Source organism: Micromonospora sp. WMMD980 (genome assembly GCF_029626035.1).
Taxonomy (GTDB): domain Bacteria; phylum Actinomycetota; class Actinomycetes; order Mycobacteriales; family Micromonosporaceae; genus Micromonospora.
In genome coordinates this window covers 1-23862 of sequence record NZ_JARUBE010000001.1, presented here as the reverse complement: position 1 = coordinate 23862, position 23862 = coordinate 1, and the positions used below count along the sequence as shown (strand labels likewise).

General features: G+C 70.1%; 27 protein-coding genes, 1 tRNA gene and 1 pseudogene. 10 read left to right on the top strand and 19 right to left on the bottom strand.

The features are described from left to right. The 16 genes and pseudogenes from O7618_RS00145 to O7618_RS00070 form a co-directional block, all read right to left on the bottom strand. Nucleotides 1-1101: pseudogene (locus tag O7618_RS00145) on the bottom strand (DNA primase); the annotation flags it as partial. Then, nucleotides 1098-1796, bottom strand: a complete 699-nt coding sequence (locus tag O7618_RS00140; RefSeq protein ID WP_278103966.1) for a hypothetical protein — start codon at nt 1794-1796, stop codon at nt 1098-1100. The gene O7618_RS00140 and the pseudogene O7618_RS00145, both read right to left, overlap by 4 nt. 80 nt (nt 1797-1876) lie before the next feature. Beyond that, nucleotides 1877-2521, bottom strand: a complete 645-nt coding sequence (locus O7618_RS00135) for a hypothetical protein (protein ID WP_278103965.1) — start codon at nt 2519-2521, stop codon at nt 1877-1879. Beyond that, nucleotides 2518-2961, bottom strand: a complete 444-nt coding sequence (locus O7618_RS00130; protein ID WP_278103964.1) for an HNH endonuclease signature motif containing protein — start codon at nt 2959-2961, stop codon at nt 2518-2520. Before O7618_RS00130 ends, O7618_RS00135 begins: the two co-directional genes overlap by 4 nt. Further along, nucleotides 2958-4130: a hypothetical protein gene (locus O7618_RS00125; RefSeq protein WP_278103963.1), complete on the bottom strand. Its 1173-nt coding sequence runs from the start codon at nt 4128-4130 to the stop codon at nt 2958-2960. The genes O7618_RS00130 and O7618_RS00125 overlap by 4 nt, the downstream gene beginning before the upstream one ends. After that, a complete protein-coding gene (locus tag O7618_RS00120; protein ID WP_278103962.1) occupies nt 4127-4627 on the bottom strand; it encodes a DUF4326 domain-containing protein in 501 nt (166 codons plus the stop codon). Before O7618_RS00120 ends, O7618_RS00125 begins: the two co-directional genes overlap by 4 nt. Continuing rightward, nucleotides 4624-5985, bottom strand: a complete 1362-nt coding sequence (locus O7618_RS00115) for an AAA family ATPase (protein WP_278103961.1) — start codon at nt 5983-5985, stop codon at nt 4624-4626. Before O7618_RS00115 ends, O7618_RS00120 begins: the two co-directional genes overlap by 4 nt. Beyond that, the gene (locus tag O7618_RS00110) at nt 5982-6221 is read right to left on the bottom strand and encodes a hypothetical protein (RefSeq protein WP_278103960.1); all 240 of its coding nucleotides are present in this window, start codon (nt 6219-6221) and stop codon (nt 5982-5984) included. The genes O7618_RS00115 and O7618_RS00110 overlap by 4 nt, the downstream gene beginning before the upstream one ends. Beyond that, nucleotides 6218-6550, bottom strand: a complete 333-nt coding sequence (locus tag O7618_RS00105) for a hypothetical protein (RefSeq protein ID WP_278103959.1) — start codon at nt 6548-6550, stop codon at nt 6218-6220. Before O7618_RS00105 ends, O7618_RS00110 begins: the two co-directional genes overlap by 4 nt. Then, a complete protein-coding gene (locus O7618_RS00100) occupies nt 6547-6822 on the bottom strand; it encodes a hypothetical protein (protein WP_278103958.1) in 276 nt (91 codons plus the stop codon). Before O7618_RS00100 ends, O7618_RS00105 begins: the two co-directional genes overlap by 4 nt. Then, complete coding sequence (locus O7618_RS00095) at nt 6819-6953, bottom strand: hypothetical protein (protein ID WP_278103957.1); 135 nt, start codon at nt 6951-6953, stop codon at nt 6819-6821. Before O7618_RS00095 ends, O7618_RS00100 begins: the two co-directional genes overlap by 4 nt. Further along, entirely contained in the window at nt 6950-7441 is a 492-nt protein-coding gene (locus O7618_RS00090; RefSeq protein ID WP_278103956.1) for a hypothetical protein, read from the bottom strand. The genes O7618_RS00095 and O7618_RS00090 overlap by 4 nt, the downstream gene beginning before the upstream one ends. Next, a complete protein-coding gene (locus O7618_RS00085; protein ID WP_278103955.1) occupies nt 7438-7782 on the bottom strand; it encodes a hypothetical protein in 345 nt (114 codons plus the stop codon). Before O7618_RS00085 ends, O7618_RS00090 begins: the two co-directional genes overlap by 4 nt. Then, the gene (locus O7618_RS00080) at nt 7779-8129 is read right to left on the bottom strand and encodes a hypothetical protein (RefSeq protein WP_278103954.1); all 351 of its coding nucleotides are present in this window, start codon (nt 8127-8129) and stop codon (nt 7779-7781) included. The genes O7618_RS00085 and O7618_RS00080 overlap by 4 nt, the downstream gene beginning before the upstream one ends. A 73-nt stretch (nt 8130-8202) precedes the next feature. Then, nucleotides 8203-8391: a hypothetical protein gene (locus O7618_RS00075; RefSeq protein ID WP_278103953.1), complete on the bottom strand. Its 189-nt coding sequence runs from the start codon at nt 8389-8391 to the stop codon at nt 8203-8205. Continuing rightward, entirely contained in the window at nt 8388-8633 is a 246-nt protein-coding gene (locus O7618_RS00070; protein WP_278103952.1) for a helix-turn-helix transcriptional regulator, read from the bottom strand. Before O7618_RS00070 ends, O7618_RS00075 begins: the two co-directional genes overlap by 4 nt. A 234-nt stretch (nt 8634-8867) precedes the next feature. On the opposite strand from O7618_RS00070, the gene O7618_RS00065 reads away from it, so the two are divergent. From O7618_RS00065 to O7618_RS00050, 4 genes are all read left to right on the top strand, one after another. After that, nucleotides 8868-9299 carry a helix-turn-helix transcriptional regulator gene (locus O7618_RS00065; protein WP_278103951.1) on the top strand — a complete coding sequence of 144 codons (432 nt, stop codon included), beginning with the start codon at nt 8868-8870 and terminating at the stop codon, nt 9297-9299. Continuing rightward, entirely contained in the window at nt 9299-10726 is a 1428-nt protein-coding gene (locus O7618_RS00060; protein ID WP_278103950.1) for a recombinase family protein, read from the top strand. The genes O7618_RS00065 and O7618_RS00060 overlap by 1 nt, the downstream gene beginning before the upstream one ends. A 336-nt stretch (nt 10727-11062) precedes the next feature. Beyond that, a complete protein-coding gene (locus tag O7618_RS00055; protein WP_278103949.1) occupies nt 11063-11473 on the top strand; it encodes an HPF/RaiA family ribosome-associated protein in 411 nt (136 codons plus the stop codon). A gap of 144 nt (nt 11474-11617) precedes the next feature. Then, complete coding sequence (locus O7618_RS00050) at nt 11618-12643, top strand: alpha/beta hydrolase (RefSeq protein WP_278103948.1); 1026 nt, start codon at nt 11618-11620, stop codon at nt 12641-12643. A 58-nt stretch (nt 12644-12701) separates the two neighbouring features. On the opposite strand, the gene O7618_RS00045 is transcribed toward O7618_RS00050, so the two are convergent. After that, on the bottom strand, nt 12702-13448 hold the full coding sequence (locus O7618_RS00045) for a hypothetical protein (protein WP_278103947.1): 747 nt from the start codon (nt 13446-13448) through the stop codon (nt 12702-12704). 168 nt (nt 13449-13616) lie between these two features. Between O7618_RS00045 and O7618_RS00040 the strand changes: the two genes are divergently transcribed. The 3 genes from O7618_RS00040 (at nt 13617) to O7618_RS00030 (ending at nt 16779) form a co-directional block, all read left to right on the top strand. Beyond that, nucleotides 13617-13689, top strand: a tRNA-Arg gene (locus O7618_RS00040). A gap of 317 nt (nt 13690-14006) precedes the next feature. Next, the gene (gene murF / locus O7618_RS00035) at nt 14007-15416 is read left to right on the top strand and encodes a UDP-N-acetylmuramoyl-tripeptide--D-alanyl-D-alanine ligase (RefSeq protein WP_278103968.1); all 1410 of its coding nucleotides are present in this window, start codon (nt 14007-14009) and stop codon (nt 15414-15416) included. Between the two features lie 82 nt (nt 15417-15498). Continuing rightward, nucleotides 15499-16779: an IS701 family transposase gene (locus tag O7618_RS00030; protein WP_278103967.1), complete on the top strand. Its 1281-nt coding sequence runs from the start codon at nt 15499-15501 to the stop codon at nt 16777-16779. 81 nt (nt 16780-16860) lie between these two features. Here the strand turns inward: O7618_RS00030 and O7618_RS00025 are convergent, their stop codons facing one another. Continuing rightward, complete coding sequence (locus O7618_RS00025; protein ID WP_278103946.1) at nt 16861-18306, bottom strand: Mur ligase domain-containing protein; 1446 nt, start codon at nt 18304-18306, stop codon at nt 16861-16863. 855 nt (nt 18307-19161) lie between these two features. On the opposite strand from O7618_RS00025, the gene O7618_RS00020 reads away from it, so the two are divergent. The 3 genes from O7618_RS00020 (at nt 19162) to O7618_RS00010 (ending at nt 22967) form a co-directional block, all read left to right on the top strand. Then, the gene (locus O7618_RS00020; protein ID WP_278103945.1) at nt 19162-20613 is read left to right on the top strand and encodes a Tat pathway signal protein; all 1452 of its coding nucleotides are present in this window, start codon (nt 19162-19164) and stop codon (nt 20611-20613) included. Nucleotides 20614-20641: 28 nt separating this feature from the next. After that, nucleotides 20642-21136: a TrmO family methyltransferase gene (locus O7618_RS00015; protein WP_278103944.1), complete on the top strand. Its 495-nt coding sequence runs from the start codon at nt 20642-20644 to the stop codon at nt 21134-21136. A gap of 196 nt (nt 21137-21332) precedes the next feature. Beyond that, nucleotides 21333-22967 carry a restriction endonuclease gene (locus O7618_RS00010; protein WP_278103943.1) on the top strand — a complete coding sequence of 545 codons (1635 nt, stop codon included), beginning with the start codon at nt 21333-21335 and terminating at the stop codon, nt 22965-22967. 275 nt (nt 22968-23242) lie between these two features. On the opposite strand, the gene O7618_RS00005 is transcribed toward O7618_RS00010, so the two are convergent. Further along, nucleotides 23243-23862, bottom strand: a 620-nt coding sequence (locus O7618_RS00005; protein ID WP_278103942.1) for a hypothetical protein, incomplete at its 5' end; no start/stop codon positions are given.

The following is a 23862-nucleotide window of genomic DNA, read 5'->3' as shown; positions in this document are numbered from 1 at the left end:
GCGGAGCATCGCGGCCTGTTCGGTGGCCGGGTCGGGTAGGGGGCTGCCGTAGCCCTGCTGGCCGAGAGCCTTCGCGGCGGCCTTGTGGTCGCCGCCGAAGTGCAGGGCCGCGTAGGTGCCGAACTTGGAGTGCGACTCGCCGCCGTCGAGCGGCGCGGCGCCGGTGGTGAAGACGTGCAGCCGGTCGGTGCCGAGGGCGTTGGTGGAGGCGCTGATGCCGGTGGGCTTGCCGGGCCGGGTCCAGTAGGTGACGTCGTCGGAGCGGTAGTGCTCGCGCCAGCCGGCCGGGCCGAGGATCTGCGGCCACTCGACGCGCGTGTTGAAGTCCTCGCCGGGCGCGAGCTGCCCGTCGGGTCGTGGTCCGGCGGGCGCGCCGACCAGCGAGGTGCCCACGGTGGTCGGCTCGGGCGGGGTGATGCGCGCGGTGGCGTCGGCCAGGGCGTCGACGAGCTGCTGCACGGTGTAGCGGGTGGGGATGGCGGCGGTGATGCGGCAGGGGCGGGCGAGGCCGGCTTTGCGGTTGACGGTGCCGGGGATGCGCAGCACGCGGGCGAGGTCGCCGACGCCGCGGCCGTAGCGCCAGCCGAGCGAGGCGGCGGCGTGCTCGATGACCCGCTGCCAATCCTTCGCCAGCTGCTTGGCCTGGTCGAGGTTGTCGCCGGTGAGCGTGTGGGGCTGGTTGAGGAGCCAGATCGGGTAGAGGCCGCCGCCGGAGTGCACCCAGATGGTGGGCTCGGGCAGGCCGGTGGCGGCGATGACGGCGCGGCCGGCGGTCTCGTCGGGCGGGAGGTCCTGTTCGGCGTGGCCGGGGCCGGCGAGGTCGAGGTCGGCCCACAGGGCGGGCAGCGCGGCGGAGTCGGCGGCGCCGCCGCGCTGCCCGGCCGGCAGTGGCCGGGTGAGGCTGGTGACCCGCAGGTAGATGCCTTCGCGGCCGGTCGTGTCGAGGTGAGCGACGTAGCCGGCGGCGGCGTCGAGCTGGTCGGCGGGGTAGGTGCGGCCGGTCCAGTCGTCGGTGGAGCAGATGTGCACGTGGCCTGGGCTGTCGCCGTGGAGGATGCCGAGCCAGCGGCGGACGGCGGCCTGGTCGATGGTGGCGTTCACGCAGTGGCCTTCCGAACGGCGCTGGTGTGTGCGGTGGCGGTCGGGTCGTCGATCTGGTCGTCGTCCCAGGCGAGCGGGGGCGGCCAGCCGAGTTCGGCGGCGCGCCGGCGGGCCCGGTCGCACACCCAGCCGGTGGGGACGGTCATCGACCAGGAGTCGTAGAGGCCGGCGACGGCCTGGGCGGTGCGGACCTCGACGTGGCGGCCGCGCGGGCCGGCGTCGGAGTGCGCCAGGTGGCTGAGGTTCTGCAGGGTCCAGCCGATCCCCTCGGCGATGGCCGTCAGGGTGTGGCCGATCGCGGCGAGGGCGCGGATGCGGCGGATGGTGCCGGTGGCGTCGATCGGTGTGTTGGGGTGCAGGTTCAGCTTGACGGCGAGGAGTTTTTGGGCGATGTCGTAGCGGGTGGTCTTGGGTGGTGGGGTTCCCTGGTCGGGGCGGCCGTAGAGGATGCGGCCGACGGTGCTGGGGTTGACGTCGGCGGTCTTGGCGACCTGCTTCCAGCCCATGCCGGCGGCCATCAGGGAGCGGATGTGGGCACGTACCGGGGTGGTGTCGCTGCGCCAGGTGCCGGCGGCGATGGCCTTGTCGCGGCGCCGGTTGTACTCGGAGACGTCGAAGCAGCAGGTGTAGCAGCGGCAGCCATCGAGCTTGTATCGGGCGTAGCCGTGGGGCCGTCCCGCCGTGGTGATGGTCATCGATGCTCCGATCTTGATGGGGCCGGCCCCGCCCCGGGCGGGGTCGGGGCCGGCGGTTGAGCTGGGTGGAGCGGGCGGGATCAGAACGGCGGGGTGACACCGGGGGTGGCCGGCTGGGGGGCCATGGCGGCGGAGATGGCGCGCTGCTGCTCGACCGGGAGGGCGGCCCACTTGCCCGGGTCCATGCCGGGCGGGCACGCGATACCTGCCGTGGCGGCCGGCGGAGTGCTGATGCCGAGGGACTGCGCCGCGGCCGACACCGGCGCGGCGGCCGGCGTGCCCTGGCCGCCGCCGAGGAGGCCGCCCGGGTCGACGGTCGGCGCGCCGTACTCGGCGGCGAAGGTGTACGGGTCGCCGACGGCGCCGGTGCCGCCGACGCGCTGCACGGCGAGCCGGCCGCCGATCTCCAGGCCCTTCGCGCCGACCTTCAGGATGGCCTCGCGGACGCAGGTCATCATGCGCGGCGAGATGTGCAGGCGGCGCTTGCCGTCGTCGTCGGCGTTGGCCGGGTCCCGCTGGTCGGTCTGGAGGGTGACGATGATCTGCATCTTCGGGTCGCCGGAGGGCCAGAAGTCCAGCTCGTCGGAGTTGAACTTCTTCATCTGCTCGACCTTCGGCGTCTCGGTGATGGTGCCGATGACGGTGTGGCCGACCGGGTTGTCCTTCCAGTTGACGGACTTGATGCCGCCACCCATCAAAAGGCTGTTTGCATCGATGCTGGTCACTTGATGACTCCTCTTCTCCGGAGGTTCCGGATCCGGTTCTTGTCCTGGCTTCGGCTCTTGTCGCAGGTGCGGCAGAAGCGACTGCCGCTCTTCCCGATGTGCGTGTTGTCCTCCGTGTACTCGTGGCCGCGCGGGCAGTGGGTCCTTGCCGCCTGCGCCCTGCCGGAGTTGCCTCGCCGGACGTTGACCGCGTGCGCCACCGGTTCGAGGTGAGCCGGGTTGACGCAACTGGTCACCCGACACAGGTGGTCGAGGACTAGGCCCTCCGGGACCGGGCCGCGGTGGAGCTCGAACATCACCCGGTGGGCAAGGCGCATGCCGCCGTCGTGCCAGATGCGCCCGTAGCCGAACGGGTCCTTCGCCCGATGCCACAGCCAGCACTCGTCGTCGCCGCCCTGCACGAAGCCGCGGCGGAGGCGCTCCAGCGTGGTGGCGGTCATGCGATCAGCCCACGGAGCTGGTTGTTGATCTTCTGGTCGGTATCGCCCGGGCAGCCGGTCTGGTCCGCCGGCCCGCCGACCCTTCGAAACGGGCACCACGAACACGCCTTGCCGGGCTCGGCGGGCACCGCGGGCCACAGTTCGGGGTTGGCGGCGAGGTTGAGGCCGTTGACGCCGATGAGGTCGTGGGTCTCGTAGAACCGGTTGACGGCCCATTCGGCGATGTCGGGCCGGTACTCCTCGGTCCACTCCGCGCTGTCCGCGTAGTCGTGGGAGCGGGCCAGGAACACCAGCCGCACGTAGCGGACGTCGCGGCCGGCGCGCTCGTGGCCGCGCCCGTACAGGTGGGCCTGGACCCGGTACTCGGGCTTGACGAGCTGGTCGTTGGGGACGGTCTTGCGCTTGACGGCGCGCAGGGCGGTGACGCCGGTGTACTTCCAGTCGACGACCATCCCGTGGTCGGTGTCGTACGCGTCGCCGTGGCCGGTGATCGGGTCGACGTCGGGCAGACCGGGGTCGACGACCAGGGCCTCCTCGACGAGCCACCGTTCGCGGCCGAGCTGCGCGTTGTGGAAGCGCAGCGCCTCTTCCATGAGGCCGTGCATGGCGGTGCCCTGCATCGGCGCCCACGGAGGCCGCTTGTCCTCCGGCTGCCGCACGATGCCGGCGAGCTTCATGGCGATCTGCCGCTGGCAGGGGGTGCCCAGTTCGGACGGGCCGAGCCGGACCTGCTGGCTGCGGGGCCGGGACGCGTCGAGGTCACCGAGGACTTCCCGCATCTCGGCCACGGTCGACGGCGGCGGGCCGGCCGGCACCGCGATCTGCGGCGCCGGCGCGACGATCAGCCCGTCAGGGGTCTGCCCGGCCGGCGCGGTGACCGGCTGCTCGCCGCAGCATCGGCCGAGCCAGCCGCCCCGGGTCGGGTCGGCGCGGATCTCGTCGAGCTCCTCGATCGTGGCGCCGCAGCCGCCGCACCGGCCGCGGTAGGTGGCGCTGATCCACGGGCCGAGGCGGGCCGGCTCCTCGTCGACGGCCGGCCGGCAGTGCGCGCAGGCGGTGACGAGCAGCTCGGTGACCGCACAGCGCGGCTCGGCCGGAGCGGCCGGGGTCGGGGCGAGGCGCAGCGACTCGATGAGCGCGGCCAGCTCGCTGTCCACCGCCGACGTCATGCCGTCACCAGCTCAGCGACGACCGGGGCGTTGGCGATCTCCAAGAGGACGTCGGCGTGGCAGGGTTCGCCGATGGGGCACCAGCAGGCGAGGTTCTTGCCGGCGAGGTCGCGGCGGATGTCCGCGATGGAGACCTTGAGGAACCGGCCGCCGCGGCTCGGGTACGACAAGAGCATGCCGGGCGTCGGGCGGGTGAGGGTGAGCCGGAACAGCTCGACCAGCTCGGCGCGGGTGCCCCACCGCACGTAGGTCTCGACGACGTCCTCCTGGCTGAACCACATGTCGTGGCGGTTGCCGTCGCCGCTGATGCGGCCCTCGAAGTCCCAGGCGCGGCCGAACCGCTCCAGGTGGTTCGGGCCGTAGTGGACGAGGCCGCCCATCTGCTGGTGGTAGCCGAAGGGGTTGCCGAACTTGGTGGGGCGGCCGACGTAGGCGGTGTTGGCGGGCATCCGCCAGCCGGGGGTACGACGGCGCTGGATGCGCTTCGGCGTGGTCATGAGAGGACTCCGTTGAGGCTGGGAACGATGACGGCCCGGTGTGACGCCCGCGTGATCGCCGTATACAGCCACCGTCGGCCGTTGACGTGCCCCTCGATCGCGGCAGCGGCCGGGCCGAGCGTCTTCGCGTGCTCGCGGTACGCGGCGCCGTAGAAGACGGAGCTCTCGTCGACGACGAGGACGCGGGGCCACTGGGAGCCCTGACTCTTGTGGGTGGTGATGGCCTGGGCGAAGGTGGCGGCCACGACGGTGCCGCGGCCGTCCCGCTTCGCCTGCTTCTCGCCCTCCAGGTCGCGGAACCCGGACGCCCAGCAGGTCAGGTCCCGCTGGTTGCCTTCGTCGTCGCGGACGACGAGGCGGTGTCGGTCGGGTCGGTCGCTGTCGAGGGTGTCGACGACGTCGAACTGCTGGCCGTTGAACACCTCGGCCTCGCCGCTGTTGGCGAGGGCGATGATCCGGTCGCCGGCCTGGGGGCCGCCGGTGAGGCCGCGCAGCGCCCGCAGGAGGTGCACGGCCTGCCAGCGGGTGGCGTTGCGGCCGACGAGGACCTGGTCGAACTCCAGCAGTTCACCGATCGACATGCGGTCGAGGCGGCCGGAGTCGCCGTCCTGCCCGGTGATGCCGTAGTTGCGCTGGCCGGGCTGGCTGTCGCGGATGGCGGTGGCCATCCGGGTGACGGGGCTGTCGAGGGCGGAGCGGTGGATCTCGGTGAGGAGGTGGTCGGGTGCGGCGTTGATGAAGTAGCCGCCGCCGTCGACCGGCGGGAGTTGGGCGGGGTCGCCGAGGCACAGGATCTTCGTGCCGTAGGTGAGCAGGTCGTAGGCCATCCGCTCGCCCACCATCGACACCTCGTCGAGGACGAGGAGGTTGGCGGCGGACAGCTCGGACTCATCGCGGAGGATCCAGTCCGGGCTGTCGATCTTCGCCTGTTCGGCGGCGATGTGCCGGGCCAGCTCGGCCCGTTCGCCCGGGTCGTCGCTGTCGCGCAGCTGCGCCTTCAGCCCCTCCAGCCGCTTGCGGGCCTTTTCCACAGGCTGGTAGATGAGGCTGTGGACGGTCGACGCGCCGTCGCAGCCCTTCGACCGCAGGACGTAGGCGGCCTTGCCGGTGAACGCCGCGTACAGGGCGGAGACGCCGAGGCCTTCGACGATGTGCCGGGCGAGGGTGGTCTTGCCGGTGCCGGCGTAGCCGAACAGCCGGAACACCTGGCTGTCCCCGTCGGCGTACCAGTCGGTGATGCGGCGGATGGCCTCTTCCTGCTGGGGCGCGAAGTCGAGGTCGCCGGTGGCGACGGGCGCCGGCGGGGGCGGCTGTTCGGTGCCGACGAGGTCGGCCAGTCGCAGGTCGGTGTCGGTCATCGGGTGATCTCCGTGAGGTCGAGCTGGCCGGCGCGGGCCAGGATGACGACGGCGTGCGTGAGGGTCTTCGCGCCGAGCTGCCTGCGCATCCGTGCGAGTCGCGACCAGGTCGCGGCCTCGCTGGAGCCGAGACTGCGGGCGACCTGGCGGACGGTGTAGCCGGCGGCGATGAGCCGGATGGCGCGCAGGTCGATCGGCGCGACCTCCGGCGCGGCCGGCATGGTGAGGGCGGTCACTGCTGGTCTCCCGTCTCGTCGGTCATGGGGCAGCCGGCGGCCTTCCACGCGTTGAGGGAGGCGAGGACTTCCGGCGGGGTGTTCGCGCCGGCGCGGATGTCGGCGAGGATCTGCGTGCGGTCCTGGTCGACGGGGGTGGGCTGGCGCAGCGCCTGCACGACGGTCGGGTCGATGCGGCCGGTGCGCTCGTCGGGGCCGGCGGGCAGGGCCCGGTCGGCCCAGTGGTGGGGGGCGAGGGCTTGCCGGTCGGCGGGTGCGAGGGGGTTGTAGTCGGCGGGGGCGGGCACGACGGCGCCGCGGCGGTGCCGGCCGGTGTAGGTGGTGCTCACGGCAGGAGGTCCTTCCAAATGGGCCGGGGTTCGGCGGCGGTGGGCAGCGCGGCGAGCTGAGCGCGGAACGCGTCGATGGCCTGCTGCTGCGCGGGGGTGAGGTCGACCTCGGCGGCCCGAGCCTCGATGGCGGCGGTCGCGGTCTGCGCGGCCCGGGTGACGGCGCGGCCTTCGCGGCGTACCGGGGCGAGCACCGGCCCGTACACAGCCAGGGCGACGACCACGCACACGCCGATGGACGCGAGCGCCCAGATGGTCAGCGCGGTGTTCATGCCGCCGCCTGGGCGAGCAGGGTGACGAAGTTCCAGGTGGCGGTGGCGACGCAGTGGGCGATGCCGTAGAGGGCGGTCCAGAGGGCGAGGCTGGTGAGCAGGGCGAGGCCCCACGTGCGGCGGCGGGTCACGCGGCACCGTCCAGGGCGTCGGCCTCCATGGCGACGACCGCGGCGACGGCCAGGCGGTGCAGCGCGGCGACCGCGGCGGGCCGGCGCAGGCCGGCGACTGTGTCCGGGCCGACCCGGGCCAGCCACCGCGACGGCCGGTTCGGGTCGCCCTCAACGATGCCGAGGTACGTCGGCTCGTCGACGGGGCCGGTCTCGGCGACGGCGTGCGTGCCGTAGTCCATGAGCCGCACGGAGTGAACGGCACGACCGAGCCGAGTCAGCCGCCAGACCGCAGACCGGTCCGGACGCTCGACCCAGCCGGCGGTCGCCATCTCCGTGATGGCGGCGGTGACCTTCTGCGGCCCACGGTGCGGGTCGCTGACGTCCCAGGCGGCCGGAGCGCGCCGCGGGCCGGTGGGCGAGCCGTCGGGGCCGATGCCGTACTGGACGGTGCCGGCGGCGACCCGGTCGAGTAGGGTGAGGCGGAACGGAGTCGGGAACAGGCTCATGCGGCACCTCGCTCTCGCCGGTCCTGCTCGGCGGCGGTGATGTGCTGCGCGGCGAGCTGGCGGAGGTTGAACGGCGCAAGCCGGATCACCGGGGCGTGGTGGAGCTGGCGGGTCATCTCGGCGCAGTCGCAGGCCTCGCCGGCGCCGATGCCGCAGCAGTCCTTGATCTGCATGGCGTACGGGCCCCGGCCGGTGACCGCCCAGCCGGCGCCGGCGGTGCGGGTGGTGGCCGGCTCGTCCAGGTCGGCCCGGTCGAAGGTCAGGCCGGTCGGGTCGTCGACGCACGGGCCGGGCCCGGTCGGCGGGTTCGGGCCGGGGTACGGGTTCGTCGGGTGGCTCATCGGGCGCCGCCACGGCGAGAGTCGTTGCTGGCGGTGTAGAGCGCGATGTCGCAGTCGCCCCGCGCTCCGCGGTGCTCGAAGGGCAGCCGGTGGTACGGGCCGTCGCAGTCCTCGGTGACGCCCGGCTCGCCGACCAGGGCGATGCCCAGCGCGTCGATGGTGTCCTTGCGCTGCTCAAAGGTGCCTTGGTGGGCCACGGCTTGGAGGTTGAGCTGGAGAGCGATGGGGCTGATCTCGACGTGGCCCATCAGGTCGAGCTGGTCGGCGGCGCTGCGGAGCGCGGCCGCGAGGGAAGCCGGGCTGGTGTGGAGGTCCCGGCGGATGATCGGGGTACTCTGCGTCTGCACTTGGACTCCTCGTGTTGGGCTTGGATCCGGGTGGGGAGCCCCTGCCGGTCGGACGGCGGGGGCTTCGTCGTGCTCAGGCCGCTGCGTTCTTCGCGGCGGCCTTGCGCCGCCAGATGGCGACCTGGATCTCGGCGAGTGCCTGCGACAGCGCCTCGGTGGCGGCGCGGCCGGCGGGGCTGTCCGGGTCGATCGGGGCGACCTTCGGGACTCGGGGGCCGGACGGCGGCGGCGGCGTCTGTGGGCCGCTGGGCGGGTGCGTCACGGCGCGACCTCGAACAGCTCGTCGACGGTGGAGCCGAGGGACTCGGCGATGCGCATGGCAACCCGCAGGGTGGGCGTCTGCCCCTTGCGGATGCGCCAGAGGGTGGCCCGGTCGAGGCCGAGCAGGTTCGCCCGGTCCTGCTCGGTGTCCGCGAGGGATGTCGCGAGCCGATCGAACACGTCGGTTCGCAGCCGGATCGGCGACGATGCTGCAATGTCGCCTCGTGTCGGTGCTGCACTCATGCAGCAGACCGTACGCCGCAACACGGTGATGTTGCAACCATGCAACACATCAGCCGTTCGGCTGATTTGAGCGCGACCGGTCGGGCACCTACCGTTGCACGCATGCAACGTGGAGAGAGTGACGTCCGTCTACTTCGGCGCAGACGCCAGAGGATGCGGCAAGAGCGCCACACCACCCACCCAGACCCCCCGCGACCTGCGGAAATGCACGGCGGGCTGCTCTACGGTGTGCACGTGGGCACCACTCCAGCACCCCAACGCGGCACCTGGGCCGCATACGTGCGCGCCACCCGCGAGCACGTCGGGATGAGCAAGGTTGAGCTCGCCCGCCGCCTCAGCGTGGACCGCGGCACGATCGGTCGCTGGGAGTCCGGGGAGAGCCGGCCTGAGAGGGCGCCCGTCGTCGAGGCATTCGCGGGCCTCTTCGGCCTGGACCCGGACGAAGCCCTCGCCGCGGCAGGGCTCCGCAGCGGCACCACTGCGCAGACCCGACCCTCGCGCGATGTGCCCCTCGACCCCGACCTGAAGATCATCATGCGTCGGTTGACCAGCCCAGACGCCAGCGAGGCCGAGAAGGCCACCATCCGGGCCACACTGCGCTACCTGGCTCAGGTAGCCGAGCAGCAGGAGCGCGGCACGCAGAGGCCGGACCGCGCCGCGAGCTGATGCCCCGCCGCCGCCCGCTCGCCGCCGTTCCGGACCGACCGACCCGCGTCGTCCTCTACGTGCGCGTCAGCTCGTTGATGGGGAGGTCAGGAGACGATTTCCACTCGCCCGACGTGCAGACCGCGGCGATGCGCCGCGCCACCCACGGCATGACCGAAGTCGCCGTCATCGACGACATCGACGTCACCGGCACCCACTTCAGCCGCGAGGGCATCGACCGGGTACGGGCGCTCGCCCGCTCCGGCCAGCTCGACGCCCTCGCCGTCTACGACGTGTCGCGCTTCGGCCGCGACGTCCTGGAGAGCCTGCTCTTCCTGCGCGAGCTGGCGGCCGACGGCGTGCGGATCATCTCCGCCACCGAGCACATCGACACGTCCACGCCGGCCGGCGAGATGATGCTGATCAACATGCTGAACGTGGCCCAGTACCGGGCCCGGGAGATCGGCCGCGGCTGGTCCGCCGCGATCGCCCGCCGCGCCGACCGCGGCCAGCACCACGGCCGCCCCCTCGGCTACGTCAAGCAGGGCAAGCGCCTCACCCCGGACCTGACGCTCGGGCCGGCGATCACCGAGGTGTTCCGCCGGTACGCCGCCGACGAGCCGATCGGCGAGGTCACCGCCTACCTGGCCGGGGTGCGCGCCACCCCGATGCACACCCCGAACGTGAAGAAGCTGCTCGGGAACCCGGCGTACCTCGGTCTGGTCGTCGCCGGCGACCAGGTGTTACCCGGCGAGCACGACGCCCTGACCGACCCGGACACGTGGATCCGGGTGCAACGCCGGCTCGCCCGGGAAGCGGGAACCCCGCCGCGGGCGCTGGCGCACACCTGGTCGCTGGTGGGCCTCGTCGAATGCCCGCAGGGTCACCGGCTTCAGCGGCAGGGGGACCGCCTCGTCTGCGGGCAGGGCCGCGGCGACGTGAAGGGCGGCGGCTGCCCGGGTGTGGGCCGCCCGCTGCTGGCCCGGGTGGAGGACGAGGTGCTCGCCCAGGTCGCCGACTACGCGCGGCGGCTGCGCACCGACGCCGGGACGCGGGCGGCGCGGCTGGCCCGGGCTACCGCCGGGCGCGCGGATCGGGGGCGGCTGGAGCGGGAGGTGGCCGAGGCCCGGGCCGCGATGGTGAAGCTGGCCACGCGCAACGCGCTCGACCAGCTACCCGACGCCGTCTACCAGGAGGCCCTGTCCGGCCTGCGCCGTACGGAGCAGGCAGCCGCCGCCGAGCTGGCCCGCCTGGCGCCGGCGGTGGAGGTGCCCGACCCGGAGCGGGAGGCGACGGCGGTGGAGACGCTGCTTCGGTTGTGGCCGGACATGACGATGGCCGAGCGCGGGAAGGCGCTACGCGCGGTGGTCGAGCGGGTCGTGGTCCGGCCGGCGGAGCACTGGCGGCAGCCGGAGAATGAGCGCGTGGAAGTGCAATTCCGCTGGTAGCAGTTCTCGCACTTTCTAATACTCCACGATCGTGACGTAGGTGTCGAACATCGCCCCTCCCAGGGATCGGTTGTCCGGATGAGCGTGGGCCGAACCGGGCCGTCCGGACAGCCCGCCGGCCCCGCGCCTGTGGACGACGTACGGCCTGTGGACAACCGCCTGATCAAGGTCCCCATCTGCTAGGCCGATGGGCCCTACGGGTACGAGCTGCGGCGAAACATGATCGGAACGTGACCGGCGGGAGGCGTTCCGGAATCGTGCCGGTTGGGTAAGTACTTGATCAACCGAGAGAAAGGGAGCGCCGATGCTTCTCCGAGACGTCCGCGAGGCAGGGCGATGAGCGCCGTGGCGAACCCCGCGACCGTGGGCGAGTGCCTGCGGGTCGGTGCCGGGTTCTCCCAGGGCGACCGCAACTGGATCGCCGAGCAGTTCGCGACGCTTGACGCCCGGCTCGCCAGCTTCCACGCCGACGCCACCGAGCTGGAGGTGTCGGTCAAGGACCGCGAGGCCCGGGGCCAGAAGGTGACCCTGGAGTGCTGGGTGGCCGGCCGGCAGAAGATCGTCACCACCTCGACGGAGGAGGACCTGCACGCCGCGCTCAACGATGTCCGGGACGACCTGCGCCGCAAGCTCAACGACGCGAAGACTCGGCAGGAGCCGCGCAACAACAAGCACCTGCGCGCGACGGAGCAGCCCGACCCCGTCCCGCTGGACGACGTGCTGCGCCAGGACGCCGAAACCGCCTGACCCGGACCCGGCCCGCCCGCACGGTGCCGGCGGGCGGGCCGGCCGCAGGTGTCAACAGGGCCCCTTCCTCTACCGAATGCGTTAACAGGGGGCCCGGCCTTACACCCCTACCGCCGGGTAGCTCGGCGGCGTACCGTCGCGGTCGTGGAACCGGACGTGCTGGGAGCGCCCTACGAGCGGCGCACGATCGAACTGGGCACCGACGACGAGGGACCGGTCGTCGCGACCCTGGTCCGCCGCCGCGCCGACCGACCGACCGGCCGGGCCGTGCTCTACGTGCACGGCTTCGTCGACTACTTCTTCCAGACCCACGTGGCCGACTTCTTCGCCGCGCGCGGCTGGGACTTCTACGCCCTCGACCTGCGCAAGTACGGCCGCAGCCTGCTCCCGCACCAGACCCCGAACTTCTGCCGCGACCTGAGCGACTACTTCCCCGAGCTGGACGCCGCCGCGGAGATCATCCGTGCCGACGAGGGCCACGAGACGCTGCTCGCCATGGGCCACTCGACCGGCGGCCTGATCATCTCGCTCTGGGCGGACGCCCGCCGCGACGCCGGCCTGGTCGACGGCATCGTGCTCAACAGCCCCTTCTTCGATATCAACGCTCCCTGGTTGGTCCGTCGACCGCTCGCGGCCGCCGTCTCCCGCCTGGGCCGCCGGGCGCCGCAGCGCATCCTGCCGTTCGGGCTCGGCACCGTGTACGGCGAGAGCCTGCACGCCGACCACCGCGGCGAGTGGCGCTACGACCTGGCGTGGAAGCCGCTGGCCGGGTTCCCGGTCCGGGCCGGCTGGCTCGACGCGATCCGCACCGGCCAGCGCCGGCTGCGCGCCGGGCTGGGCATCGAGGTCCCGGTGCTGCTCGCCTGCTCGACCCGCAGCTTCCGGGGCGCGAAGTGGCACGAGAGCGCCACCGGGGCCGACGCGGTGCTCGACGTGGAGCACATGGTGCGCTGGGCGCCCCGCCTCGGCCGGCACGTCACGGTGGCCCGCTTCGACGGCGGGCTGCACGACCTCACGCTGTCCAGCCCCGGCGTACGCGAGAAGGTCTTCGCGGAGGTCGGGCGGTGGGCGGAGGGCTTCCTCCGCGCCGGCCCGACCGAGCCGGAGCCCGCGCCGCCGGCCCCCCGCCGCCCGGTCAAGGAACCCGCCGACGCGAGCGCCGAGGGCTGAACTGCCGGCCGTCTCCTTCGGTAGGTGGTGAGAAGGGGCCCCCTCTCTACCGGAGGCGTTAGGAAGGGGCCCCTCCTTCCGCTGCCTCGGCGAGCGCCGCACGGATGCGGTCGAACGTGGCGACCGGGTGCCCGCCGTCGCGGGCCGGCAGCAGCAGGCCCAGGCAGCGCGGCACCGGCTCGTCCGCCGCCCCGGCCTCCACCGTGAAGACCGGCGCGCCCACGTACCCGGCGGGCAGCTCGACGGTCACCCGCACCCCGTCGGCGTCCCGGGCGACCCGCTCGACCACCGCCTCCAGCGGCCGCGACCCGTCGTCGCCGACGCCCAGCGCCAGCACGAACGCCGAGCCGGGCGCCGCGCCGATCCGGGCGACCGCGTCGGCCGGCGCGGCCAGCGCCTCGGTGACCTGCTGGGTACGCCAGCGCCAGCCCCGGTCGTCGGCGTGCCCGTGCAGCCCGCCGGTGGGCATGGCGGCCACCCCCAGCTCCGGCAGGCGCAGCCAGTGGTCGGCGAAACCGGGCAGCTCGATCGGCTCCGCCGCCCCCTCGGCCGGCTCGGTGACGCTCGGCCGGAGCAGAATCTCCCCGTACGGCCGGTCGGTGAGCGCGTCGGCGGTGAGCAGCCACTCGTGCGCGACATCCCCGTCGTCGGTGGCGCCGACCAGCTCGCTGTAGAAGAAGGCGGTGCCGACCGTGCCGGCCGGCGCGCCGGGCCGCTCCGACCCGGCCACGGGCAGGATCGACCGCCCGAGGTGCTTGCACAGCTCGAAGACGATCTCGTTTTCGGTTTCCTGGTCGAGCAGCATCCGCCGAGGGTACGGACCGGGGCGCGCCCGCCGGCCCTTGACCCGCCGGAACTCCGGTGCCGGATGCGGCCCGGGCGTGGGACGCTGGCGGCGACGTGGGCGCGCCCACCCGTACCCCCGGCCGGGCCGGAGCCGGCGGTACCCTCTTGGCGCGACGACCGTCGACGCGCGCCCGTAGCTCAGCGGATAGAGCAGGGGACTTCTAATCCCAAGGCCGCAGGTTCGAATCCTGCCGGGCGCACTCTCACGCAGCAGGCTTGACCTGCCGTCACCAGCACCGCGCGGATCTGCGCCGACACGCTCGGCTTCGCCTACTTTTACGTCTCATCCAACGAGAACGCCGCGAAGGTGACCGCCTCCGACTACGACTGCATCACCCTGTCCGCCACGGGCGGCGGCGGAGGACTCCGGCATCGGTAACCCGCACCGCCAGCAAGAGACGATGCCCGGTAAGGATCACGCGGAGGCTTGCCGGGCGCTGTCATCCCGTCTAGCGACAGGGACCAATGGGTCGGGTGCGACGTGAACTCGGCACGGTAGGTTCATCTCGTGCTTCCGATGACTCTGCAAGAGATCACCGCCGCTATCGGTGGAGCCGTCCACGACGCCCCCGACACGGTGACGGTGGCGGCCCCGGTCGTGTTCGACAGCCGGCGCGTAGAGCCCGGCGGGATGTTCGTGGCGCTACCCGGTAAGCGTGTCGATGGGCACGACTACGCCGTCCAGGCGATCGAGGCTGGCGCGGCGGCTGTGCTGGCATCGCGGCCAGTTGGAGTGCCGGCGGTGGTCGTGGAGGACGTGCCCGCCGCCTACGGGAGGCTGGCCCGCGCGGTCGTGGACCGACTTCCGCAGACCACGGTGATCGGTGTGACTGGTTCGGTGGGCAAGACGTCGACCAAGGACATCCTCGCTCAGATCCTCCCGACGTGGGGTGCCACGGTGGCGAACCGGGCATCGAACAACAACGAGTTGGGGTTGCCCTACACGGTCACCCGCGCGACCGCCGACACCCGGTATCTCGTGTTGGAAATGGGCGCCCGTGGCATCGGGCACGTGGCCTACCTGACCCGGATTGCCCCGCCCAGGGTCAGCGTGGTTACGCGCGTCGGCCACGCGCACCTTGGCGAGTTCGGATCGGTGGAGAACATCGCTCAGGCCAAGGGCGAGATCGTGGAGGCGCTACCGGACATCCTCGACGGCGGGTTGGCCGTGCTCAACGGCGACGATGCGTTGGTTGCCGCGATGGCGAGCCGCACCACCGCACGGGTGCTGACGTACGGCATCGACAACCCGGCCGACGTGCGCGCCGAGGATGTGACCCTGGACGAGCTGGGCCGGGCTGCCTTCCGGCTCGTGCACGACGGTCAGGCCGCCGACGTGCGGTTGCGCCTCTACGGGTTGCACCAGGCGTCCAACGCGCTTGCCGCCGCAACGGTCGCCCTCGGTTTGGGCCATCCGATTGAGGCGGTAGCCGAGGCGGTGTCACAGGCCGAGGCGGTGTCGCCGGGACGCATGCAGGTCAGCAACCGCGCGGACGGCGTGACGATCATCAACGACGCCTACAACGCCGCGCCGGATGCGATGCGCGCCGCGTTGCGCGCCTTGAAGGCGATGACGGAGGACGGCCGGCGGGCGGTCGCGGTGCTCGGGGAAATGGCCGAGCTGGGCGAGCACGCCGCCCAGGTACACCGCGAGATCGGGCAGCACGTGGCCGAGGTCGGGGCCGGGTGGCTCGTGGCCATCGGCGGAGCCGACGCCGGGCAGTACGCGGCCGGAGCCGCCGGCACCGGCACGACGGTGGACCGGGCGGGCACCGTGGCCGAGGCGTGGGAACTGCTGCGCGACGGGTTGCGGCCGGGCGATGTGGTGTTGGTCAAGGCGGCCAACAGCGCCGGGCTCCTAGTACGGCAGCCGCCGTTTGAGATGTTGCTGGTGGGGGTCGGTAGACGAGGTGCGGCCACCGCGTGATCGTCTGTCTGCTGTGGACATAACTTCAGATCTGGCGGTGGCCGCGTGCCACAGCGTAGACCCTGCCCGGTGGCGGCAGGTCCTGGCCGGGGTGTGCGATGCGTTCGCGGGACGGTTCGGGCGGGTGGAGCCGCGGCGGGCGGCGGCGGCGTTCGTGACAGGGCTGCTCACGAATATCGAAATCAAGACGTGTTGGCAGTTGGCGGAGCAGGCCGGGCATGGCCGGCCGGACGCGATGCAGAGGTTGCTGTATCGGGCGAAGTGGGACGCCGACGCGGTGCGTGACGACGTGCGACAGGTCGTCGTCGACCGGCTTGGCGACCCCGACGGGGTCCTCGTCGTTGACGAGACCGGCGATCTGAAAAAAGGTGTGCACACCGTCGGTGTCCAGCGCCAATACACCGGCACCGCCGGGCGGATCGAGAACGCGCAGGTTGGCGTGTTCCTGGCCTACGCGAGCAGACACGGCCACACCCTGATCGACCGCCGGGTCTACCTACCGAAGTCCTGGACCGACGATCGACAGCGGTGTGAGCAGGCCGGCGTCCCGGACGACGTCGCGTTCGCCACCCGATCCGAGCTGGCCGACGACATGATCACCGCCGCTGTTCAAGCCCTGGTCCCGGCCCGATGGGTCGCCGCGGACGAGGCCTACGGCAACAACACTCGGCTGCGGGGTGAACTGCGCAAACTGCGCCTCGGCTACGTCTTGGCGGTCTCCTGCGATCATCTCGTGCCGATCGACGGCGGGAAGACCCGTTGTCGCGCCGACCGGCTGGCCGCCGACCTGCCTGCCACCGCGTGGACCCGGCGCAGTGCCGGCGACGGGTCGAAAGGGCCACGGTTCTACGACTGGGCATGGCTGACCGACGTCGGCGCCGACGGCGACTCGGACGACGACGGCCGGCACAGTCTGCTGATCCGCCGCAACAACACCACCGGTGAGCTGGCCTTCTACCGTTGCTGGACACCCGGCCCGGCCACCCTCGCCCAGCTCGTGCGGGTAGCGGGAGTTCGTTGGGTCGTGGAGGAATCGTTCCAGGCCGGAAAGGGTCAGGTCGGTCTTGACCAGCACCAAGTCCGCCGCTGGACGTCCTGGCACCGGTTCACCACCCTGGCCCTGGCAGCCCTCGCGGTCCTCGCGATCTGCGCCGCCGACGCCCGAACAGCAGACCGTCACGGTCAACCCGACATGATCGAGCTGACCGTCAACGAGATCCGCCGCCTGATCAACATCCTGCTCATCCGGCCGACCCGCAGCATCGCCTACCGTTTGCGCTGGTCAACATGGCGACGCCGACACCAAGCACGAGCCAAACGAGCCCACTACGCCCGCCGCCTCAACCTCGAATTCCCACCATGATCACGAATGGCGGCTGCCGTACTAGCGCTCGCGGACAAGCTGAACGAGGAACCCGGCGCTGTCACCGCCCAGGCGTAGAGGTCACGCGGACAACGCGACCTCGGACCGGCTGCTCAGGGCGTCGAGGATCGCCGGGCCGTAACCGGTGACGTCGCCGGTGCCCATGGTCAGCACCACATCACCGCGGCCGGCCATCCGACCGACGATCCGGGCGGCGTGGTCGGGGCCGAGCGGCAGGCAGTAGTCGCCGTCACGCAGCCGCCCCAGGATGGCCGTGCCGTCCGCGATCGGTCGACCCTCCGGCACGGTGCCGTGCACGTCGAGCAGCAGCACGTAGTCGGCCTTCTCCGCCAAGACCCCACCGATGCGGTTGCCGAAGGCCAGGACCCGGGCGTGTCCGGACGGCTGGAACACCACGAACACCCGACCCCGCGCCAGGGTGCGCGCGGCGTCCAGGTCGGCGGCGATCTCGTTCGGGTGATCGGCGTACGAGTCGATCACCGTCACCCCGGAGCGGGTGTCGATGTGCTCGAACCGACGGCGCACCCCGCCGAACGTGCACGCCGCGCCGGCCACGTCGGCGGGGTCGAGCCCGAGCGCCACCGCGCACGCCACGGCCGCCACCGCGTTGTCCAGGTGGTGCGTGGCCGGTCGCGGCAGGGTCACCCCGACCACGACGCCGTTGGGCATCCGCACCGACCCCGACGCGCTCCACCCCTCGGCGTGCACGTCCAGCAGCCGCACGTCCGCCGCCCGGTCGCGGCCGTAGCGCAGCACCGTCAGATCGGGTCGCTCGGCGGCGATGACATCGGCGGCCACCGTCGCGCCCACGCAGTCGGCGTTGACGATCAGGAACCCGTGCGGTGCGATCCGCGCCCCGAACCCGACGTAGGCGCGCAGCACGTCGGCGTGGTCGGTGAAGTTCTCCGGGTGGTCGTCGGTCACGTTGGTGATGACCGCGATTGACGGGGCCAGGAAGTGGAACGACCGGTCCGACTCGTCTGCCTCCGCGACCAGCAGCCGGGACGCGCCGAGGTGGGCGCCCGAGCTTGGCCCGTTCAGGTCGGCCCCGATGAGGTACGTCGGGTCCTGCCCGAGGGTGCGCAGGATGTGCGCGAGCATGCCGGTCGTCGTGGACTTGCCGTGCGACCCGGACACCGCCACCAGCCGCCGCCCGGCGGCCAGCCTGTCCAGAACCTGCGCCCGGTGCACCACCGGGATGCCGGCGACACGCGCCGCGCGGACCTCCGGCGCGTTCTGCGCAACGGTCGTGTAGACGACGCACGACGCGCCCTCGATGTACACCGCGTCGTGGCCGACCTGCACCCGGACGCCGGCCGTACGCAGCGCCGCGAGAGCCGCCGAGTCGTGTAGGTCGCTTCCGGTGACCTGGTGGCCCATCTCGGCCAGCAGCCGGGCCAGGCCGGACATCGCGCAGCCGCCGACGCCCACGAAGTGCGGGCGGGACAGGTCGATCGGACCGTCGTACGCCTCGATCGTCGGGTTACCAGTGATCGTGTCAGTCATGGTGTCGTGTCTCCTTCGGTAGAACTGGGGGATTGTTGCCAGGAGCAGACGTACGAAGCGGTTCACCTCCCTCCACTCGTGCGATTCCTCGGGCACGGCCGACCTGGCCCCGGGTCATCACCTCGGCCGCGTGGGTCCAATTGATCTGCGCCGGCCCGTTAATCGACTCGGCCTCCGAGGACGGGTAGCCAGGGCCGGAAACCGAGTTGCCAGGCCACATTGGCGAAGGAGAGGGCCGGCGGCCCTTGCGCGAGGTGCGGCAGGTTGGGCAGGCACATGGCCGACCGCCGGGGAAGCGGCGCGACCGGTGCGGGCGGTGCCTGGGACGGACCAGGTCATCGTCGTCATCCATGAGAAGGGGCCGACTCGGCAGCGATCCGTGGCGCTACGCCGAAGTAGTGCGGTCCGCCCACCCGTCGTGCGCCGATCAACTCCGGACGCGTCGCTCCCGGGACCCGTCGCGGTAGACGCAGCGCGATGCGGAACACCCGCACGGCGCTGTCACGGACGGAGCACGACCCAAGCGACCCACAGCCGATGCATCGTCCATCTGCACTCGATACCGCGTGCCGGTTTAGCTCGGCTTGCGCGATGTCGACCTGACCACCACCGAGGTAAGTCGTCACGTGATCTGCCTCCAAGGGGGGTGGGGCACGCCGCGTAAATCCATCCACGCTGGTCACACGGCGTGCCCCGCCCATCGCCCACCACCACGGCGCGCACCGCTCGTAGCAATGGGGAGCCCACTGCGGTCTCCGGTATGCAAGACGGAGGGGATATGGCCTAATGTGCACCGGGTTGGCCGCTGTCTTGCGTACCTACAGCGAATCGCAAACCACAGCCCGTAGGTACTCTGTGACGCACGTCGAAGCGGTGAACGTGGTGAAAGATCGACTAAAGGCGGGGGGCGCTGTGCCGCAACCAGGACCCGGAAATGCCAAGCTCGCAGCCGTCATCGCGGAGGCGGGAATGTCTCACGCCGAGGTTGCACGAGCGCTGGTCCGCGTCGCCCAGGAGAGCAACGCCAACGAGTTCGTCGGAGTAGGCCGCTCCCACGTCTCTCACTGGATCGCTGGCTCCAAACCCTCCGGCCGGGCACCTCTGCTGCTCTGTGAGGCGCTGTCTCGAAAGCTCGGTCGGGTCGTCACTCTCGACGAGATCGGGTTGCCCGGCCAACCGCTGTCCTCAACGGACATGCTCGGTTGGCAGGTCGATACGCTGTCATCGCTAACCGAACTCGGGAGAGTCGACGTGGACGCTGAACGCAGACGCGTTCTCAGCACTGCCGCCTACTCGCTCGCCGCGCTGGCGCTGCCAACCGATCGCTGGTGGACGCACATGGCCGAGCGTGGCCAGACCCGTGGTGCAGGAGCTGGCCGGAACGTGAGTAAGGGCGACGTCGAGGCAGTGACCGACATGGTTTCGCTGTTCTCACGCGTTGACCAGCGGCGAGGTGGCGGACACGCCCGCTCGGCAGTCGTCCAGTACCTCACCTCCGACGTGGCGAACTACCTACGCGGCCGGTACGCCGACGAAACCCTCAGACGTGACATGTTCACCGCCGCCAGTGAGCTGGCCTACCTGGCGGGCTGGATGGCGTTCGACAACGGCGAACACAACGTCGGCCAGCACTATTTCAACGTGGCAGTGAAGCTGGCCGCCGAGGCCGACAATCCTGCGATGGCAGGCCACGTCCTACGCGCAATGGCGCACCAGGCCGTCGACCTCGGGCACCACAAGCACGCTCTCGACCTGGCGGCGGCTTCCGTCGACGGTGAGCGCTACGAGTCCGCCTCCCCGAGAGAGCGCGCACTACTCGGCGTTGTCTACGCTCGCGCGCTCGCGGTGAACGGCGAGAAACAACGCTCCGCCCGCGCGCTACTCCGTGCCGAGGATGACCTCTCCTCCGCCACCCAAGGCGACGACGAACCCGGGAGGGTCTTCTTCTTCGCGGAAGCCAGCCTGGCTCACGAAACTGCCTGCGCGCTTCGCGATACGGGCGACTTGGCGGGCGCGGCGAGACACTTCCGCCGCAGCGTGAGGACCCGGAAAGCCTCGGCCTTTACGCGCACCCATGCAGTCACCCTCGGATACATGGGAGCAGTGCAGGCACGACAGGGCGAGATCGAGGAAGCCTGCGGCACGTGGTCCCGCGCGCTGGACGCGATGGACGGCGTCCGCTCGGGCCGCACACGCCAAGTTGCCGCCGACATGCGCGCCATCCTTGCCCCCTACACGCGCCGCAACATCCGAGCAGTCCGAGACATCGACACGCGAGCGAAGAGCTACCTGGCAGCGTTCGCCTAAACAGCAACCCCGAAGACCGGAGGCCGCGATGACAGCCGAAAGATTCACCGTCGAACCCATTGCGCACGTCGTAGGCGGGCGAACCGAGCCGACCGACGACTACTGGGGCGGCAGCCGAGCGATCGTCCGAATCGATGGCGAACGCTTCTCGCCGGCTGCCACCAAAGGGCTTGATGAGTTCTCTCACCTAGAAATCGTCTTCCGCTTCCACCTCACAGATCCTACCGATCTGCATCTTGGTGCTCGCCGCCCGAGAGACAACCCCGAGTGGCCCGAGGTAGGCATCTTCGGCCACCGCAACATGCGCCGCATCAACTGGCTAGGCGTATCCCGGTGCCGCCTCATCAAAGTTGAGGGTCTTGACCTTCACGTTGAGGATCTGGACGCGGTTAGCGGCAGCCCCGTTTTTGACATCAAGCCTTGGTTCTCGGAATTCGGCCCGCGAGGCGAAGTTCGCCAAGCCGACTGGACAACTCAGATGTTGGGACTCTACTTTTCGCCGCCGATCGAGAATCAGAAATAGCGAACATCTGAAGGACGACATATTCGGGTGGGCAGACCACTTCGACCTGCCACTTCACCCGAAAGCTAATCGCTAGGGCCAGCACTAGACTGGCTGTCGACATGACTCGCAGCCGTCGAATTGAAATGGAAACGCAACCTACCTGCCGAGCATTTGTAAGTCCCAGGGCGGGTTAACGAACGGCCAGGGAGGTCTCGTGCCGGAGTTCAAGGTCGAGGTCGAAGCTGAGGATGCGACACTTGCTGATCTCTGCTCGATGTATTGGGCTACTGAAGACGACGGCTCCTTCTCATGGACAGTAAAAGAATTATCAGAGCGCTTTGAACAGCCCGCACATAAGATCAGCAAGACCGTCTCGGAATCTTGCTATGCCCGCTCGTCCAGCAAGTCATGCGTTGAGTGCGGCAAGGGATTCATATACAGAACTCGTTCGGAATGGACCTCCGGCCACCGCTTCGCACCCACCCGTTGCCGGACCTGCGTCGAATCAGAGAAGCAACGACTGGAAGCTGACCGACGTAGAGCGGCGGCAGCTATGCAGGCTGCGATCTCCGAGCACTTCGAAGTAGCGGAGAGCGGGTCACCGATTCGTGCCGAAGATCTCGATCTGCCATCGGCTCTAGCGGTGGCCGCATTATTCGAAGACGGAGAAGAGGTCTCCGAAGGAGTTACCGTTCCAGTCGTAGAACGAGGCACCCCCTTAACGCCTACATCAGACCTTGATCTGAAGCTGCTCAAAGCCCTCATCGACCGAGGGATTCTACAGATACATCCCTCTTCGTCATCCGATGCTTTCGTATGGAAGGACGATGGCACGCTTGACAACCAACATTACCCAATGCTTGCGTCTTATTATCTGACAGGCACTGGCGATGTGGAGAGTCGGCTTCGAGAATACCTCAAGGGACTTTCCCAGATAATCTCTCGGGACAACTGGCCCGACCGTTGGACGGACCAGTTCTCGGACTTCTGGTTCGACCTCGCGGTGTCGGAGTGCAAAGCCTATTTGGTTCACATGCTCAAACGACATGGGCTCGATTTTACGCCAGGGCAACGGACAGAAGAGGTTTTCCGCCACGCGCTGCGTTGGTACTCAATCGGTCAGATGTACTACTTCATCTGGCGAGCAGCAAGAGATAGCGCCGCTTACATGGCGAGGGAACGGGTGCCTGCAAAGCAGGCCGCGAACAGCGCAATAACTAGAATCTCGGGAGACGTCGATCGCGCCTACGCCCAAGGTTGGGACGTAAGCGTTTATCGGCGCGACTCACGCTTGCCACAGTCGACGATTTCGCACATACTTTTCTCCCGAGCACTCCAACTCGAAGACGCTATGGCATATTCGCCGGTTGACCTTCCCGTCAGGCGAGCGGGCTTAGAATTGGCGTGGGAGAAGATTGACTTCACCGCCTTTGAGCGTCTTATCTTCCAGCTTGTTGTCGAGACCGAGGGTTACGAAAACGTCGATTGGCTTATGCACACCAACGCCGCCGACCATGGGCGTGATGTGAGTGCCATGCGCCTTCGCAAAGATCCATTGAGCGGGCATAGTTCACAGCGAGTCGCAATTCAATGCAAGCATTGGCTCTCCCGCGCCATCCGTGATACTGATGCAAGCCAAGCCGTCGTAAGCATCAGCCACTGGGACAATCCGCCATTCGATGTGCTTGTTCTGGCGACTAGTGGACGCTTCACCTCTGACGCCATCGCCTGGATCGAACGACACAATTCCCGTGGGCAGCGCCCAATAATCGAAGTTTGGAATGACGCCCGCTTGGAGTTTCTACTGAATGAGCGGCCTCATCTCATCCGCAGCTTCGGTTTACGCTAGATTGGGTTCAGCTCTACAGAGGCCACCTACCCACGCCTGCACTACGCGCCGACCGTCGTGCAGGTGTGCCCGCTGTGAGCCCGGACGCCGTTGGACCCGGCATCACGAGCTGACACGGACCGGCAAGCATAGGGGTGTCTACCAGGACAGATAGACACCCCTAGCCACTCATGACAACGCGCTAACCCGTGCGGAATTCAACTTCTAATCCCAAGGCCGCAGGTTCGAATCCTGCCGGGCGCACCGGTAACTGCCAGGAGTTGGACACCGCCGCCTTACGGCAGCAGGGCCGACAGCAGCAGATCGGCCACCCTCGCCGGCTGAGTGATCATCGCCAGATGTTCGGCGTCCAGGCTCCGGACCCGGTATCCACGTTCCTCCGCCTGCACCGCCGTGGCCTGGTACGCGGCGCTTAACTGGAGGTAGACCCGTCCGGCAGAGTGCCACCCCCGCCCTGGTGCCGGTAGCACCTCGGAGACGAGCTGCCACGGAAGCTCGGGTAAGCCGTGCAGCACCCGTCGCCGCTGTTCCGGGTCGGGCAGGATCTCGGCGATCGAGTGGGTGGGGAACCAGGTGTCCCACGTCGGCAGCCGGCCGGGAGCCGCCAGCTCGCGCAACCATGTGGCCTGCTCCGGCGGCAGCGACCCTAACCAACTCGTCCCCGGATGTGGCAGGCGGGCATCCATGAAGACGACGTCGAGCCGGTCGCCACCGACGGCGTCGGCGATGCCGGGCAGATAGGGACCGGCGCGGCTGTGGCCCACGACCACGGTGGGCGTGCCCCGGGTGATGTCGGCGGCGGACTCGCAGACCGCCGCGTGGAAGGACGGTGACTCGACCAGAGCGCGAAGGTCCAGGACCGCCACCCGCCACCCTGCCTCTTCGAGGTGCGGCC

Excerpts from the sequence above, each read along its gene's own strand:
- O7618_RS00140 (WP_278103966.1), bottom strand. The coding sequence starts at position 1,796 with ATGACCATCACCACGGCGGGACGGCCCCACGGCTACGCCCGATACAAG.
- O7618_RS00130 (WP_278103964.1), bottom strand. The coding sequence starts at position 2,961 with ATGACCGCCACCACGCTGGAGCGCCTCCGCCGCGGCTTCGTGCAGGGC.
- O7618_RS00125 (WP_278103963.1), bottom strand. The coding sequence starts at position 4,130 with ATGACGTCGGCGGTGGACAGCGAGCTGGCCGCGCTCATCGAGTCGCTG.
- O7618_RS00120 (WP_278103962.1), bottom strand. The coding sequence starts at position 4,627 with ATGACCACGCCGAAGCGCATCCAGCGCCGTCGTACCCCCGGCTGGCGG.
- O7618_RS00115 (WP_278103961.1), bottom strand. The coding sequence starts at position 5,985 with ATGACCGACACCGACCTGCGACTGGCCGACCTCGTCGGCACCGAACAG.
- O7618_RS00100 (WP_278103958.1), bottom strand. The coding sequence starts at position 6,822 with ATGAACACCGCGCTGACCATCTGGGCGCTCGCGTCCATCGGCGTGTGC.
- O7618_RS00090 (WP_278103956.1), bottom strand. The coding sequence starts at position 7,441 with ATGAGCCTGTTCCCGACTCCGTTCCGCCTCACCCTACTCGACCGGGTC.
- O7618_RS00085 (WP_278103955.1), bottom strand. The coding sequence starts at position 7,782 with ATGAGCCACCCGACGAACCCGTACCCCGGCCCGAACCCGCCGACCGGG.
- O7618_RS00070 (WP_278103952.1), bottom strand. The coding sequence starts at position 8,633 with ATGAGTGCAGCACCGACACGAGGCGACATTGCAGCATCGTCGCCGATC.
- O7618_RS00060 (WP_278103950.1), top strand. The coding sequence starts at position 9,299 with ATGCCCCGCCGCCGCCCGCTCGCCGCCGTTCCGGACCGACCGACCCGC.
- O7618_RS00055 (WP_278103949.1), top strand. The coding sequence starts at position 11,063 with ATGAGCGCCGTGGCGAACCCCGCGACCGTGGGCGAGTGCCTGCGGGTC.
- O7618_RS00045 (WP_278103947.1), bottom strand. The coding sequence starts at position 13,448 with ATGCTGCTCGACCAGGAAACCGAAAACGAGATCGTCTTCGAGCTGTGC.
- murF (WP_278103968.1), top strand. The coding sequence starts at position 14,007 with ATGACTCTGCAAGAGATCACCGCCGCTATCGGTGGAGCCGTCCACGAC.
- O7618_RS00025 (WP_278103946.1), bottom strand. The coding sequence starts at position 18,306 with ATGACTGACACGATCACTGGTAACCCGACGATCGAGGCGTACGACGGT.
- O7618_RS00015 (WP_278103944.1), top strand. The coding sequence starts at position 20,642 with ATGACAGCCGAAAGATTCACCGTCGAACCCATTGCGCACGTCGTAGGC.